Below are 15,111 nucleotides of genomic sequence, written 5' to 3' on the forward strand. Positions count from 1 at the left end.
CGCGTGCGTGGCACGATGACAACAACGAAAGGAGCAAGGCATGACGGAAACCAAATCGATTGTCGTCGAAAGGCTGGTTCCATATTCGGCGGAAAAGATATGGCGGGCACTGACCGTGCCAGCGCTCGTCGGCGAATGGCTCATGCAGAATGACTTCGCTGCGCAAGAGGGGCATCGCTTCACACTGCGTGCCACACCAATTCCCGGATGGTCCGGCGTGACGAACTGCGTGGTGCTGAAAGTCGAGGCGCCGCGGCTGCTGGCCTACAGTTGGGGCGATGGGACGGAATCGGACAGCGGGTTGAAAACCGTGGTGACCTGGTCACTGACGCCCGAGGGTGTGGCGACCCGGGTGCGAATGGAGCAGTCGGGATTCCGGCCGGCCGACGAGCGTGGCTATATCGGCATGGGAAGTGGCTGGCCGCGCATTCTCGAACGGCTCGAACAGGTTACCGCAACGCAGGCCTGATACGCGGCAGGCAGCCAACAGTTTTATCAAGTTCGAATCCTGGATGCGAGGCGTCCGGGCCGGGAAAACACGCCCGGAGAAACAATTCAAAAGGAGAAGGATCATGCAAGCAAGGATCAAGAACCCGGTGATGCTCATCCCCGGTTCGGTGCAGGCGCTGCTGGCGCTGGACAAGTCGACCGAGGCGGCCGACGTGCCCTATGTGACGCGCAAGCTCATTCATCTGCGCGCCAGCCAGATCAATAATTGCAGCGTCTGCGTCGACATGCATGCGCGCGAATTGAAGAAGGCCGGAGAAAAGGACGAGCGCATCTTTGCGCTGGCGGCCTGGCGGGAGACGCCGTATTTCACCGACGCCGAGCGCGCGGCATTGGCGCTGGCAGAAGCCGGCACCAGGCTCGCCGACCGGCCGGACGCAGTGCCGGACGATGTCTGGGACGAAGTGGCGCGGCATTATGACGAGAAGGCGCTTGCCGCACTGGTCATCCAGATCGCCCTGATCAACGCCTTCAATAGGCTGAACGCAACGACCCGGCAGCCGGTCGGCGCCTGGGGCTAGGCGCCTGGTTCGAATGATCCGCGAGGCGAGGGCGGGCGGGGCTTTGCCTTCCCGCCCTCGGGCGCGGGCATAGTCTTGGTGGCTACTGGCGCAATTCCGTGTTCTTGGCGCCTTCCTCGACCTGATCGATCACCAGGAGCTTGACCGGCCCGTCACCAATATTGGTGGCCTGATGCCATTGGCCGATCATCTCGATGATGAAATCACCTGTCTTGTAGACGTTGCTGTTGCCGGTCTCGACGTTGGTGACCTTCAGTGTTCCGGCCTCGACATAGGCGTAGCGCGGGAAGGGATGGCGATGGACCGGCAAGGTCGCGCCGGGCCTGATGTCATAGGTCGAGACCAGCACCTGCACGTTCTTCTGCGGCAGCGTGATCGGCTGACCTGATGCAGTGGTCGTGCGTGATGCGAGTGGCGTCACGACGACGGGGGTTCCGCTGCTGTCCAATGCCAGGGCACAATTTGCATAAAGTGCGGCCGCGGTCAGCAGTACCGCTATCAGGACTTTCCGCATGATTCCTCCACTGCCGCAGCATTGCTCGGGAGACTTCCCATGCGCAAGCCTGCCGGTGAGACCGTCGGAATGGCTCGACCCATTGCCACCTGGCACCGAGTGAGAAAGCCATGCTGTCGCACGTCTCGGTGGTAGGCAGAAGGCACACCGCCGAACACACCTTACAGAGTCCGCGGTATTAAGCCGAACTTAGCAACTGGTTCTCATAGTCTCTCGACCTTCGCTGACGGAATCCCGATGAGCAGAATTGATATACTTGTTCCCGATGACAACGTGTGTTCGGTGCACATGCTTGTCGCCAAGCGGCTGGCCGAGAAAGGTCATGACGTTGCGCTGGTCGGCGTTGCGGCGCCCGGGGTACAATGGCCGCTTGGCTATATTCTGCGCCTTGAGCGCAAGGCAGTGCAGATTCGGGGCCATGACCTTCTTGAACCTGTCGAGGGCGTGGAACTGTCTCGGTCCCGGCCTGACGCTGAACTGCGTATCGATCTGACCGGCGTCATGCTGCCTATTGCCTCTCCCGGCCTTCGCCCGGGCTTCGCGGGCTCCGCGTCAATTGCAAAAGCAGCCCGGGTGTTGATGGCCGGCGGCCTTCCCGATATCGAAATCATTCTGGATGGTGAACGCATCGCGCGCGCGGCCCCCATGGTCGACAGCCGGCTTTCGATCCTTCGCGGGCTCAATGACATTCTGGCGCGCATGTGCACACTGCTGGTGGATACGACGGATCATTTCCTCAAGGGCCACAAGGCCCGATCCGAACCGACAGGGCGCGCGCATCAGTGTCCAACCAATGGACAGCTGATCGGTACCTACCTTCTTTCAACCATACCCCGGCAAACAGCAGGGGCGGCCAAGCGCTTGGGGTTCCGCCTCAATCGTTGGCGGGTGAGCTACCGGTTTCACAATGGCCAGACCGTCGCGGCCACGGGTCTCCTGGCCGGAGAACCCTGGATCGATCTGCCCGATGATGGCGATCGTTTCTATGCTGATCCGTTTCCGTTCGAATGGCAGGGGCGATATTTCATATTCATTGAAGACTTTTGCCATGCCAGTACCAAAGCGGTGATTTCCGTGACCGAGGTCTTCCGGGACGGCGCTCCAACCGTGCCGCGTGTGGTGATCGAGGAACCCTATCATCTGTCCTATCCGCAAGTGTTCAGTCATGGCGGCCAGATCTGGATGCTTCCCGAGGGCGGTTCGGGTGGAGATCTGGTTCTATACCGGGCTGAGTCGTTCCCGGACCGGTGGGTTCGGCATTCGGTCCTGATTCCGGATCGCGAACTTTTCGATGCGACCTTGCTGGAGCATGGCGGCAAGTTTTGGCTGTTCGCGACCGAACGCGACGGCTACGGCAGCGCCTCGGACACCCTCGTGGTCTATTATGCGCAGGCCCTGGAGGGACCATGGTTCCCGCACCGGAGCAATCCGGTGAGAATCGATCGCGCCGCAGCCCGGCCCGGAGGCTGTTTTGTGCGGATGGGCGATCGCATCATATTGCCATTGCAGAACGGCACGGACAATTATGGCGGCGGGCTCGGACTTGCCGACCTTGTCGAGTTGGACGAGACGAAGGTGCGTTTGACCTTACCAGTGCCCATTCTTGCGTCGGCAAAGAGACCTTATCCGATGATCCATACTCTCAACAGCAGCGATCATCTTGAAGTCATCGACTGTCGTGCACCCGCGCCCAGGTCGGCGCTTCGAAGGGTTGTGTGACCTTTTGGATCGAATACGGGTCCTCTGTGTCGTTCCACGGGGCCTGAAAGGCCGTGGCGGGATCGAGACGCTGTTTTCTCACGTTGATGAACAGCTTCGTTCGACAGCTGGCAGTGCGATCGAGATGGATTTCCTGGCCTCGCGTGGCGACGCGTCCAGTGTCGGTTGGCTGGCACATTTCCCGTTCGCATTGATCCGCTATGGCTGGCTGCTGGCAACCCGCCGATATGACATCGTCCACCTCAACACCGCGACGAATGCATCGTCGTGGAGGAAATGGGTCATGCAGTCCATGGCGCGATTGGCCGGCGCGGCCACGGTCGTCCACTTTCATGGCTCGGCCTTTCCCAAGCCCGGAGATGCGCAACGCGGCTGGGTCCGTGTCTTGCGCCTTGTCTTTGAGCGAGCCGACGCCATCATCGTGCTTGGCGATTACTGGCGAGACTTCGTCGCTCGCTTTTATCACATGCCGCCGGATCGCTTCGATGTCGTGTCCAATGGCGTCGCCGACTTCGCTTTTGATGCACCGCAACCGCGCGAGGAGAATGCGCCCGTTCGACTGTTGTTTGCCGGCAACCTCACCGAGGCCAAAGGCGCCGGGGTATTGCTTCAGGCACTTGCGCTGCTGCCGAAGGATCTGCCGCGATGGCGCGCGACCTTCGCGGGTGCCGGCGATGTCGCCGCCTTCCGCGACCGCGCCATAAGTTCAGGGCTTTTCGGCCAGGTGGAATTCACCGGCTGGCTGGCGCTCGAGACGATCCTGCCGCTCTATCGGCAGGCCGATATCGTCGTCCTGCCGTCACGCAATGAGGTCTTGCCGGTTTGCCTGCTGGAGGGTGCGTGTGCGGGCGCAGCCCTGGTCGCGACATCGGTCGGCTCGGTGCCCGATGTATTGAGGGAAGGTCGGAACGGTCTAAGCGTGAAGCCGGACGATGCGGAAGAGCTCGCGCATGCCCTTGCGCAATTGATTGAAAACGGCGCGCGCCGCGAAGCGTTTCGAACCGCGTCGCGCGATATCTATAACGCGCGTTTCCGCCTCGAAACCATGATCGAAGGTCTTCAGGGAGCCTATCGGAAGGCGCTGGCGACCCGTCGCTGAGCGGCTTGCGGCTGTTCAGCATCGAGCGTCGGCCGGAACACCCGGAAGAACTGCTCCAGATTGGCAAGCGCCCACAGTATCTTCTCGTGATTGTGAGCGCCACCCAGGTGCTCGCTCATCAGTCGATCTATCTCGCGCGCATTGCAGACATTGCGCACTGTGGCGCTGTCACTCTGCAGCAGATCTCGAAGCTGATCCGACATGCCGGTACGGAACCATTGCTCGACAGGTACCCGGAAGCCGACCTTCTTGCGCTCCAGGATCTGGCGGGGAAGCAATTGCGCTGCAAGCGATCGCAGCACGCGCTTGCCCTTTGGCGCGCCGGTCAGGAAAGCATCGGGAAATTGGGCGACGAGTTCGGCCAGGCCGACATCCATGAATGGCATGCGTCCTTCGATCGACCCCGCCATCATCATGCGATCGCCGCGCTCGAGAAGATTGTCCGGCAGCCATGACGTCTGATCGAAATGCAGCATGCGTTTGAGCGGGCTGATTTCGCCATCGGTCGTGAACGGCAGCGGATCGAGATCGCGCGATTGGGGCGGACCGGAATAGAGCGCCTCGGCTTGTCCGCCGTCTGCTCCGCCGAACCAGGCCACCATACGGGCCTGTGCATCGCGAATGCCGGCGACGCCGGCCAAGATCTTCAGTCGCCGCGCCGCATAGGGCAGGGCGCGTGCGCCAGGACCCACAAGGGCTTCGTGCAAGCCGCCCGGCACCAGACTCTGGTACATGGAAACCCACGGCTCGGCGCGATGCTTGGGATAGCCTCCCAAGAGCTCGTCGGCGCCTTCGCCGGTAAGCACCATCTTGACGGTGCGGCTCGCCAGCCGTGACAAAAGCAGAACCGGCAGGTCCGACGGCTCGGATACCGGCGCGCCCCGCCGCAGCACCGCCTCCTCCCACACCGACGTGAACGCATCCATGTTCACGACGAGCTCACTGTGGTAGCTGCCGAAGGTGTCGGCGACTTGCCTGGCATAGGGCAATTCGGAGGAGCCGGGCACATCGAACCCTACTGAATAGGTCGCCACGGGCTTGCCCATGTGACGGCTCATCAGCGCAACGATCATCGAGGAATCGAGCCCGCCGGAAAGATATGCGCCAAACGGCGCATCCGAGCGCAATCTGAGCCGTACCGCCTCATCAAGCTTCTCGCCAAAAAGCCTCACCGCCTCGTCGAAGCTTTCGACGGTGGGCGACGTGCGCGAAAAAGGCGTCGTGAAATAGCGCTCCGCACGGATGTTGGCGCCATCGGCCACCATGAAGGTTCCTGGCGGAACCTTGGAGATGCCGCGAAAGAACGTGGCCGGTCCAGGGACATAGCGATAGCTGAGAAATTCGCGCAGCGAATCCTGATCCAGACGGTCGTCGACACCTGGAAAATGGCGCAGCGAATCGATTTCGGAGGCGAAGGCGTGGAAGTCGTCCCCGGAAGCCAGGAAGAGCGGTTTCTTGCCGAAAGGATCGCGCGCGGCATAGAGGCGGCCGGTTTCGCTGTCCCAAAGCAGAAAGGCAAACATGCCGTTGAGGCGCGGCAGGCAGTCGTCGCCCCAGGCGCGCCAGGCCTCGATCACGACTTCGGTGTCGCCTTGCGTGGCAAAGCGATGTCCGCGTTCCATGAGTTCGGCGCGCAATTCGATATAATTGTAGACCTCGCCATTGTAGACGATGACATATCGGCCGTCATGCGAATGCATCGGCTGCGGGCTGCCCTCGATATCAAGGATCGACAGCCGACGATGACCGAGTCCGGCCTGCCACTCGCCATCCGGGCTCCGCATGATCAATGTTCCGCGCCCGTCCGGACCGCGATGGGCCAGCCGATCCGTGGCCCCATCCAGCGTTTGGGCGAGAGCCAAGCGTGATCGGGCGTGGAACCCAAAAATTCCGCACATCGCGGCTAGCCCTGACCGCTGCACATGGCCGGGTCGGACCCCGAACTTGGCTTCTGGATTTGGCTCCTGGAAGGCGTGCCGAACAAGGCGTCATAGGCGGCCAGCAACTTCGGACCCTCGTGGCTCCAGGCGAGTTCCTTGCGTACCCGCTCACGACCTAACGCGCCCATGGTCGCGCGGCGCTCGCTGTCGTCGAGGAGTTCGGCGACTTTGTCGCCGAAGTCGGTCGGCTCCGTACAGGTTGCGTAGAGCGAGGCGCCTTGCGCCGAAAAGCGGCCTTCCCGCAGATCGTATTGCACGATCGGTTTGCCAAGCGCCATATATTCCATGATCTTGTTCATGGTCGATTTGTCGTTCATCGCCGTAGGCCGGTCGGGATTGACACAGACATCGGCTGTCGAGAGCGCGGAAAACAGAATCTCGTCCGGGCAGCGACCGGTATAGGTGACGTACTCGCCGAGCCCGCGCGCGATTGTATCCGCCTTGATGGCATCAAGCTCGGGACCGCCGCCGCAGATCACGAACTGAATATCCTGGCGGCCTTTGGCATTCACCAGGTGGTCGACCGAGTCGAGCAGAAGGTCGAGTCCTTCCTGCTTGCCGATGACGCCGACATAACCGACGACGAAGCGGCGACCATTGCGCCATTTCGGATCGGGCGCAACCTCTCTGACCCGGTCCAGATTCGGGCCAGAACGCACGATATGCACCTGCTCGGGGAGCATGCCCCCCCGTCTGATGGCGATGTCGCGGTAGCTTTCATTGGTGGCGATCGAGACATTGGCGGTTCGGAACGAAAGCCGCTCCAGCCAGACCATGAATTTCCAGCCGATGCCGCGCTTGCCGAACTTGGCCTCGTAGAGCTCTGGATTGATGTCGTGATGGTCGAACAGGAACTTCTTGCCGAACAACTTGTAGAACCCGCCGATGAGGAAAATCGTATCTGGTGGGTTGCAGGCATGGATCGCGTCGAAACCGCGCTGCCGCGCCACTTTGAATGACAGCAGGAATTCCCAAAACAACGCGGTGCTGTACTCCAGCACATAGCCAAGGAAGCCCTCGGCGTCGAGCGGCAGCGAATGGCGATAGATATGGACGCCGTCGATCACCTCGTAGGGCGCGGTCGCGCCCTTGCCTTTCGGGCAGATCACCGACACTTGATAGCCGGCTTTCACCAGCGTGGTTGCCTCTGACCAGACGCGGCGGTCGAAGGGGACAGGCAGGTTTTCGACGATGATGAGGATGCGCTTACCAGTTGATGCCGTCATAGGTCCCCGCAAACCGGTTCGTGTTCGGCAGCCTGGCCATGTCGAGAAGCGTCTGGTCTGCATTCATCTTGTCAACCACAGTTTCATATTCGGGCGAACGACTGGTGGCCACGACAACGTCCGAATGCATCACCATCTCGTCCAGCGAGGGGACCATCAGCTGCGTAACGTGCGGGATCGCGTTCATTAGGTATGTTTTGTTGGCGCCCATCAGCTTTGCCAACGACACGTTCGGGTCAAAAATGCGGATGTCGCAGCCCTTCCCGACAAGCCGCTCGATAAGTTCCAGATACGGGCTTTCGCGCAAATCGTCGGTGCCTGCCTTGAAGGAGAAGCCGAGGAAGCCGATTTTGCGCTTGCCATAGCTCAGCAAGCGGTCCAGTGCGCGCTCGACCTGCTGCTTGTTCGACGGCAGCAGGGATTTAAGCAGCGGTGCTTCCACATCGTTCTGGATCGCGTAGGCGTTGATCGCACGTACGTCCTTTGGCAAGCAGGAGCCGCCGAACGCAAAGCCGGGCAGAAGATAGGCATTCGAGATATTCAGCTTGGTGTCGGCGAAGAACACCTCCATCAACTCATGGCTGTCAACGCCCGCCGCCTTGCAGATATTGCCGATTTCGTTGCCGAAGGCGACCTTAAGCGCATGCCAGGTGTTGTCTGTGTATTTGACCAGTTCAGCCAGCCGGGGCTCTGTGACGACAACGCGGCCAGGCAGGCCTGCGTAGAGCTCCAACAGCCGATCCCGGGTTATCTCATCGTCAACGCCGATCACGGTCTTGGCTGGATTATTGAAATCGGCGACCGCCGATCCCTCGCGCATGAATTCGGGGTTTGAGGCCACGCCGAACGTTTCGCCCAGTTTCCTTGATGCAGTTGCCTGGAGCGCCGGAATGACGATGTCGGACAACGTCCCCGGCAGCACGGTCGAGCGAACGACGACCGAGTGATAGTCGGCCTTTCTGGAAAGAGACGATCCGATTTGGCGCGATACCGCCTGAACCGCCGACAGATCCAGTGAGCCGTTGGGGCGTGAGGGCGTGCCGACGCAAAGCAACGACAAGGCGCTGTTCATCACGGCTTCCTCGGTCGAGGATGAGGCCTTTAGACGACCCGACGCGACATTGGCAGCGACAAGTTCGCCGACGTCTTTCTCGATGATAGGGCTTCGGCCACTGTTTATGAGATCGACCTTGGCCTCGCTGACGTCGCAGCCGATGACGTCATGCCCGCGCTCGGCCAGGCACGCGGCACAAACAGTACCGACATATCCCAACCCGAAGATGGAAACTTTCATAGCTCGCCCGTCCTGTTCTTTCTTTCGAAAGGCGGATCGAGCCACCTTCACGCTTGTTTTCGAAGAACATAGAAAATACAAGTAAAGGTCAGGTTAGCAAACCGATCAGTAACCTGCTTTGCCACCGCATCCGGTGGCCAGGCGCCTTTAAAACAACGGTTGCCGCCTCATCGAGGAGCCCGAATCCAGCCGACTGCAGGCCGCGTCCGGATGCCTGGTCGCCGCGTACAATCTCGATCTCGGCGCTTTCGGGCGCTACTATGCTGAGTTCCGACCGGCCGTTGCGGCGTGCCACCACACAATTGCCCTCGACGGACACGCTGAGTTCCGGCGAAATCAGGAAAGCGATCTCGACCGTCCCCGACGGCTTCGTGCCAACCAGCCGGTCCGTGATCAGAAAACCCTCGGCGGTTTCTTCTATATCCCGATGGTGGATGACGCCGAAGCGCCTCATGTAACCATCATGTGAGGCGGATACTTTCAGCCGGGACGCTTGCGACCTAGCGTCCAATCTTGCTCGGGCACGCCGTGGCATCCAGTTGAAAGCACCTGACGGCTCGCTTTGGCTGACGCCATCCATGGTGAGGGTATTGTGTACGGCGCTGACCCGGAAGCGCCGGCGACTTTCGCCTTCCGAATGATAAAGATGCGTGCCCGCATCGACCAGCAGCGGCAGGCCATCCAGTGAGAGCCATACCGCGAGCGCGTCGGCGTGGCCATGTGCGGCCAAGGCGCCAAATCCAAGCGGTCCGTGATCGAAGACAAAATGGACACGGCGGCCCTTTATGGTACCGCGCCGGATGGTATAGCCGCCCTCTTCAAGGGTAACCGCGCCGTCGGCGGGCGGCGGCGTCAACGATGGGGTGGCGAATACAGCATCGCGCCAATGCGGATCGCGTATAGCCGGTCCGAGTTCAGGCTGATCCAGAAAACCGGCAATCGCGCCGACGATGGACGTGACATAACGCGGCTCATCGCTGCCGAATGCCAACAGGACCCGGCTCTGGTCGTCATCGCCGATCAACGGCGTATGGCCGGCATCATCGAGAAAGAAGTTCAAGGCGCGGGCGGCTTCAGCCATGCGCTTACGTGCGGTTTCTGTGGCGCCGCCCAAGACGCTGAAGCCGATGAGCAGCATTTCGAGCGTGAAAGCGCTGTAGGCCGGCGACTGCTCCTTGCCCACGCCGTCCTTATGGAACAGGGCCAGCGCCCTGTCTTCAAGATGTGTCCGACCGTGTGTCGACCAGCGTGAGGCGTCCGAGTGGTCCGGCAGCATGCGTGCGGCAAGCACAAGGCCCATCGCCTCGGCGACGAGGTGATTGTTGGCCGAGGAATGGAGTGAGGGAAACCTGGCGAGCCACAGGCCGTGGGCGCAGACAAAGGATGCCAGCCGCTCGCCGGCAGTCCGGTCGATCCATGGATCGAGCGACGCTATGATGATGGACAGCGAGATCAGCCTATAGCCGGCCTCGATGCCTGAATACCAATTGATGCCGCGGCCGGGAACATTCGCTTCCATCCACGAGAAGACGGAGCCGAGTATGGCGTGGGCAAGGCTTGCGTCGTTTTCCCGGCGGGCATGGATTGCCGGCGCCGCCAGAAAATGCAGCCGGTTTACCTCGGCCACATACTTGACGTCTCCATGCTCCTCGCCGAAGCGGAAATTGATGTCGAAGGTCGATCGCTCGGCGCCAGGCCAGCTTGCGCCGCTCACCGGGTCCAGTCGCCAGATCACCGGATCGACACGGCCGCTACTGTCCAGCATCGATACAGGCCAGTCGCGATTGAGCAGTCTCAGCCGGCCGGCGCGAAACGCGGCAGCGGCGGTTTGCAGTTGCTGTGCGACGAGCAGCGGCAAGTCCGCTTCGAACAGGGGCGCAAACAGCGGCAACACGCTGGGTCGCGCACCGGCCGTTGCAAAGTCGGACCAGTTGTGGCGCTCGCGCCGCGCGCGCCTGCGCTCCAACTGCTCACGAAACCGATGACGGACCTCGCCATGTTCCATCACGGCAAGCCGTCGTGCATACCAGGTCAAACGTCTCAACATGGAGCAGATTCTAACGGACTGCCATTGCCTTGAGATTAACATCGGCAGGCTATCAGGCAGACGGCTCCGCTAACCTTAATCGGCATCTTTGTCGCGTTGTCCTCGCGCGCACCGGCCGGGTACCGTATCTTTATAGGCGCGGGCTTGCAGGGCCTCGCAGGAGCGCCGCCATATGGAATTCTCACGACGCCAGCTTCTTTCAGCTTCGATTGCCGCGCTGACGGCCCTGTCGGTGCGTGCTGCCGCGGCGCCAAAAACGAATTCCCGTTTTCAACACGGCGGTTCGATCCATACAATGATGAATTGGGGAGCGTTGCGCGACGGCGATCCACAACACTATTTGGCGCGCCCGTTCGAAACGGCCCGAAACGTCTTCCCAGCCGAATTGGTGCGCGATTTTGCGCAGGTCGGATTCGACTTTATCCGACTCACCTTGGACGTTGGCCCGTTCATTCAGTTGCAGGGCAGCGACAGGGACGCGCTGGAGCGGAAGCTCATGGACAATTTGCAACTCTTCCAGGAACTCGGGCTTTCGGTGATCGTGGATTGCCATCCGGTCGAGCAGGTGCCGGGCTATTCGGTTCAGTCAATCCTGGCGGCTCTGGAGGCGCCGCTTTTTGCTCAATACACCGCGATGATCAGCCGGCTGGCGGCTCTGTTGGGTGAACTGCGGTCGGAGCGGGTCGCGCTGGAACTCATGAATGAGCCGGTGATCGGGGAGGCGAGTCATCGAACCCAGGTCCAAGTCTGGGGCGCGGCGCAGCTGGTTCTGCACGATGCGGCGCGGCGGGCGGCGGTCGATCTGCCGATCCTGCTGACCGGCGCCGACTATGGCGGCATCAGTGGGCTTACGGATCTGGATCCATCACCATTCATCGATAGCAATACGCTGTTTTCCTACCACTACTACATGCCGCTCAGCTTCACCCATCAGGGCATCGATTTTGGGACGCCGGACGCACCCTCTTCGCCCTACGTCGTCGATCTTCCTTATCCTTACGACGCTGTCTCGCCCGACGGGATATCGGCGAAAATAGAAGCTCGCATTGCCGCCAACACGACGCTTGACCAGGCTGCAAAGATGGCTGCCATGGCCGATGCGCGTCGGATTCTCGATGGTTTCTTGGCCGACGGCTGGAACCGCGCCCGCATCGAGAAAGACTTCGTGCGTGTGGCGAACTGGGCAGATCGTAACGGCATCGCGAGGAGTCGCATAGTGATGGGCGAGTGCGGGGTGACGCGGCGCGATCGGATTTTCACGGGAGCCGAGCCGACCTATCGCCGGGCCTGGCTTTCGGATGTGACAGGCATTGCGCAGACGCAGGGATTTGGCTGGGCGCTCTGGGAAATCAACGGCCGGGAATTTGGTATTCAGCGGGCCGACGACAACCGGATCGATCCTTCGATCGTCGAGGCATTGGGGATGCCAGGCTAATGCATGTCGCCCGGAAGTGTCCTCGGTTCCGGGATAACGACATGCATAAAATCAGAAGCTTACGGCAGGTCGACCGAATCCTATCCGCCACGACATGCTGAAAGCAATCCCCGCCTTGAGACCGCCGCAGCGATGCTTGCCAGCACTATTCCGTCCAAGATTATGTAAAAACAAGAGTTAGAGCCTCAACTCCCGCGACCACTGTCGGGCAAGCAGGCTGGTATAGACGCGCTCAACTTCGTCTGCCAGACGGGCGTAGTCACGGTTGGCCTTGACCCACACGGGCCCTTTGGCGGCCATCGTCCGGGCCTTGTCCGGGTCGTCGAACAATCGCGCGACACCTTCCGCGATTGCTTCGCCCGAAAATGCCGTGACGATACCGGCGCCGCTGCGGTTGACCACCTCGCTCTGATCGTAGTGGACGGTGGCAACGATCGGCCGTCCCATGGCCATATATTCAACCAGCTTTGTGGGCGTGGCTACCTGCTGGGCCGCATCCATCTCGAACGGTGACAGGCAGACGTCGACACGCTTTACCCAGCCCAGCGCCTCGACCAGGGGAAGACGTCCGGTAAAGATCACCCTCTCGGACAGGCCGAGCCTGTCGAGTTGAGAGGCAAGTTGTTCACGCTCGTGCGCCGCAACGGCCCCAATGATCACCAGCACTGTGTCGTAACCGTTGGCTACCAGCAGGGCCAATGCCTCGAATGTCAGGCGGGTGGTCAGGTTCAGAACATCGGCGCACATATAAGCCATGCTCTTTTTGCCGATGAGCCGCGGGTCGTCAGTGGCAGGGATCGACGCGGGATTATAGCGCTCAACCGTGACCCCCATCGGTACCGGCGTCATCTTCTTCGTCGGTATGCCTCGTTCGGCAACGCGCTCAAGCATCCTTTTCGATTGGACAATGACATGGTCCGACAGCGGCAGCACGATCCGGTAGAAGAGGGCGCTGCCGATAACAGCATAGGCAAGTCGAACAAATCGGGCCGGCAGGCTCATGGGCACGAGATTGTGAAGCGCGATACGCATGCGCGCTTCCAGCACGGGATAGCTCATCCAGAACACGAAGGGCGTACCGGAGATCCTGGCCGCGATGCCGTACACGATGCCCCACAGCGGCTGATCGCGTATCTGTATCAGGTTATATTCGCCACACATTGCCCGCCAGGCCAGCTTCAGGCGAAGCCGGGTTTCCGCCATCATATAACGGAGCGAACCGAATTTCTCCGTCATCTGGCGACGAGCGATATAGAACCGCTCGGCGCCGCGCACGTCGACACGTTTGGGACCATCCGCGTAAGGCCGCAGGCTCCAGTCAATCTTCAGCCCACGGCCAACCAGATGGTTTGAAAACAGTTCCACCAGATCGACACGGAATGCCGGGTAGTCGTCTGGCGCCACGAACAGGACGCGGACTCCAGCCAGCGGACTTTGCTGTGGCGATTTCACGTCAGCGGTCGCGATGGATTGTTTCGAGGCCAAGACTGTCATCTGTTTCCTGCGAATGCATGGCGCGCCAAATATGCCCTCAACCATTTAAGGCGCTGCCACAGAAATGGGTTTCGACGCAGTTGATCCGTCGCTGCCCGACCAAGCTGGATCGCCGCGATAGCGGTATTGCCGCGTGATGTGAGCGGCACATAGGCATCATCCAGTTCATGGATGACGTCACACCAATGGGTCTTGAAGTCTTCGAAGCCGACGCCCAGGTCATAGGCGGCCATGCCGCGTTCGCAGCACTCCGCGATTTGCCTGAAAGTCAGCACTTGGCCCGGACTTTGTGGCGCCAATTCATCCCTGGCGAAGGTCATGAAATACACGTTGACCCGCTTGCGATGTATCGCCGAACCAATGACGGCGCAGATCTTGCCGCCCACCCGAAGCTCCGCCATTTCCAGCAACGGCTCGCTCATGTGCCGGGAGCGATCGAGAAGGTCGCGGAAGAAATCCGTCACCCCTGGGGCACCAAAGCTGTTGAGCTGGCCTTGCTCGGCAAGGCGCAAGGCTTTCTGCTCGAAAAAGAAGTCGAGAGCGGCATTGCCGCGCTCGAGAGACCGAACCGTGCCATATTCCAGCACGCCTGCCTCTCGCATTTTACGCTCTTTCGATTGGATTTTGCGTTGGCGCGAACCGCCGTTTCTTTTCTGCAGCACAGCCGCAAATCCCCCGGCAAGAGCGAAGGAGTAGCCTTCCGTATGCGATGGGCTGCGCGACAGCGCGGCGAGCGGCTGAGCCATGTCGTCATGGATCCTGGGCATTCTCCTGAGCACCGCATAGTCCACTCCATCGAGCGCGGCGCGCAACATGGCTTCAATCTGGGTGCGCCTCATGCTGGCCATGGCCGCCGCGGCTTCGTGGCTCCACAGGCCGAAATTGTAGCTGGAGTGGTTTCCGCCGATCCAGGTCGCGACGCGAACGGGTCCGAACGTCGAGGTCGCCAGCGGGAGGATGAAGGCCGGATTGCCGTCGAGCCGCCCCAATACTATGGCTGGCGTGGCTTTCTCCTTTGGCAGCACATGCCGGGCGTAGGCATCGACCCAATCATAGCGCTGAAAGATCGTTGCCACGCCGGTCGACTCGAGTTGGCGCCATTCGCGCTCGATATCCGAAGGGTTGGTAAAAGCCGCGACCTCGAAACGACCACAAGGTCTGTCGGACCAGACAGCCTGTGCCTCTCCATCGGCTGCCGTGTTCAACCGTGAGTTCATTCTCGCGACCCTTGGCGCCGGCTGCTGGCAATCTGCGTTGAGAAAACTGTTGGGTATGCATGCCAGGTTCCAAACTACTTTATCCCGCACGACTTAAG

General features: G+C 60.7%; 12 protein-coding genes. 5 read left to right on the plus strand and 7 right to left on the minus strand.

The features are described from left to right. The first annotated feature begins 40 nt into the window (after positions 1-40). Together FJ434_RS22670 and FJ434_RS22675 are read left to right on the plus strand one after the other, a co-directional pair. A complete protein-coding gene (locus FJ434_RS22670; RefSeq protein ID WP_140502726.1) occupies positions 41-469 on the plus strand; it encodes an SRPBCC domain-containing protein in 429 nt (142 codons plus the stop codon). Positions 470-572: 103 nt separating this feature from the next. Beyond that, positions 573-1,028 (plus strand): carboxymuconolactone decarboxylase family protein, encoded by a 456-nt coding sequence (locus FJ434_RS22675; RefSeq protein ID WP_140502727.1) that lies wholly within the window; start codon positions 573-575, stop codon positions 1,026-1,028. 82 nt (positions 1,029-1,110) lie between these two features. On the opposite strand, the gene FJ434_RS22680 is transcribed toward FJ434_RS22675, so the two are convergent. Continuing rightward, positions 1,111-1,542: a cupin domain-containing protein gene (locus tag FJ434_RS22680; RefSeq protein ID WP_140751737.1), complete on the minus strand. Its 432-nt coding sequence runs from the start codon at positions 1,540-1,542 to the stop codon at positions 1,111-1,113. A 237-nt stretch (positions 1,543-1,779) separates the two neighbouring features. On the opposite strand from FJ434_RS22680, the gene FJ434_RS22685 reads away from it, so the two are divergent. Then, positions 1,780-3,261, plus strand: a complete 1,482-nt coding sequence (locus tag FJ434_RS22685) for a hypothetical protein (RefSeq protein ID WP_140751739.1) — start codon at positions 1,780-1,782, stop codon at positions 3,259-3,261. A 124-nt stretch (positions 3,262-3,385) separates the two neighbouring features. After that, positions 3,386-4,360: a glycosyltransferase family 4 protein gene (locus FJ434_RS22690; RefSeq protein ID WP_140751741.1), complete on the plus strand. Its 975-nt coding sequence runs from the start codon at positions 3,386-3,388 to the stop codon at positions 4,358-4,360. Here FJ434_RS22690 and asnB read toward each other — a convergent pair. The 4 genes from asnB to FJ434_RS22710 all read right to left on the minus strand — a co-directional run bounded on the left by asnB (position 4,330) and on the right by FJ434_RS22710 (position 10,867). After that, complete coding sequence (gene asnB, locus FJ434_RS22695) at positions 4,330-6,258, minus strand: asparagine synthase (glutamine-hydrolyzing) (protein WP_140502732.1); 1,929 nt, start codon at positions 6,256-6,258, stop codon at positions 4,330-4,332. The two genes, FJ434_RS22690 and asnB, sit on opposite strands and share 31 nt — an antisense overlap. A 5-nt stretch (positions 6,259-6,263) precedes the next feature. After that, entirely contained in the window at positions 6,264-7,526 is a 1,263-nt protein-coding gene (locus FJ434_RS22700; protein ID WP_140751743.1) for a glycosyltransferase family 4 protein, read from the minus strand. Continuing rightward, positions 7,507-8,820: a UDP-glucose/GDP-mannose dehydrogenase family protein gene (locus FJ434_RS22705; RefSeq protein ID WP_140796817.1), complete on the minus strand. Its 1,314-nt coding sequence runs from the start codon at positions 8,818-8,820 to the stop codon at positions 7,507-7,509. The genes FJ434_RS22700 and FJ434_RS22705 overlap by 20 nt, the downstream gene beginning before the upstream one ends. An 88-nt stretch (positions 8,821-8,908) precedes the next feature. Beyond that, entirely contained in the window at positions 8,909-10,867 is a 1,959-nt protein-coding gene (locus tag FJ434_RS22710; RefSeq protein WP_181166163.1) for a heparinase II/III-family protein, read from the minus strand. A 172-nt stretch (positions 10,868-11,039) separates the two neighbouring features. Between FJ434_RS22710 and FJ434_RS22715 the strand changes: the two genes are divergently transcribed. Further along, positions 11,040-12,302, plus strand: coding sequence for a cellulase family glycosylhydrolase (locus FJ434_RS22715; protein ID WP_140752847.1), 1,263 nt, complete (start codon positions 11,040-11,042; stop codon positions 12,300-12,302). Positions 12,303-12,479: 177 nt separating this feature from the next. On the opposite strand, the gene FJ434_RS22720 is transcribed toward FJ434_RS22715, so the two are convergent. Continuing rightward, on the minus strand, positions 12,480-13,796 hold the full coding sequence (locus tag FJ434_RS22720; protein ID WP_181166164.1) for a glycosyltransferase: 1,317 nt from the start codon (positions 13,794-13,796) through the stop codon (positions 12,480-12,482). Beyond that, on the minus strand, positions 13,793-15,001 hold the full coding sequence (locus FJ434_RS22725) for a GNAT family N-acetyltransferase (protein ID WP_181166165.1): 1,209 nt from the start codon (positions 14,999-15,001) through the stop codon (positions 13,793-13,795). The genes FJ434_RS22720 and FJ434_RS22725 overlap by 4 nt, the downstream gene beginning before the upstream one ends. Positions 15,002-15,111 lie beyond the last annotated feature (110 nt).

Source organism: Mesorhizobium sp. B2-5-13, from assembly GCF_006440535.1.
GTDB classification, from domain to species: domain Bacteria; phylum Pseudomonadota; class Alphaproteobacteria; order Rhizobiales; family Rhizobiaceae; genus Mesorhizobium; species Mesorhizobium salmacidum.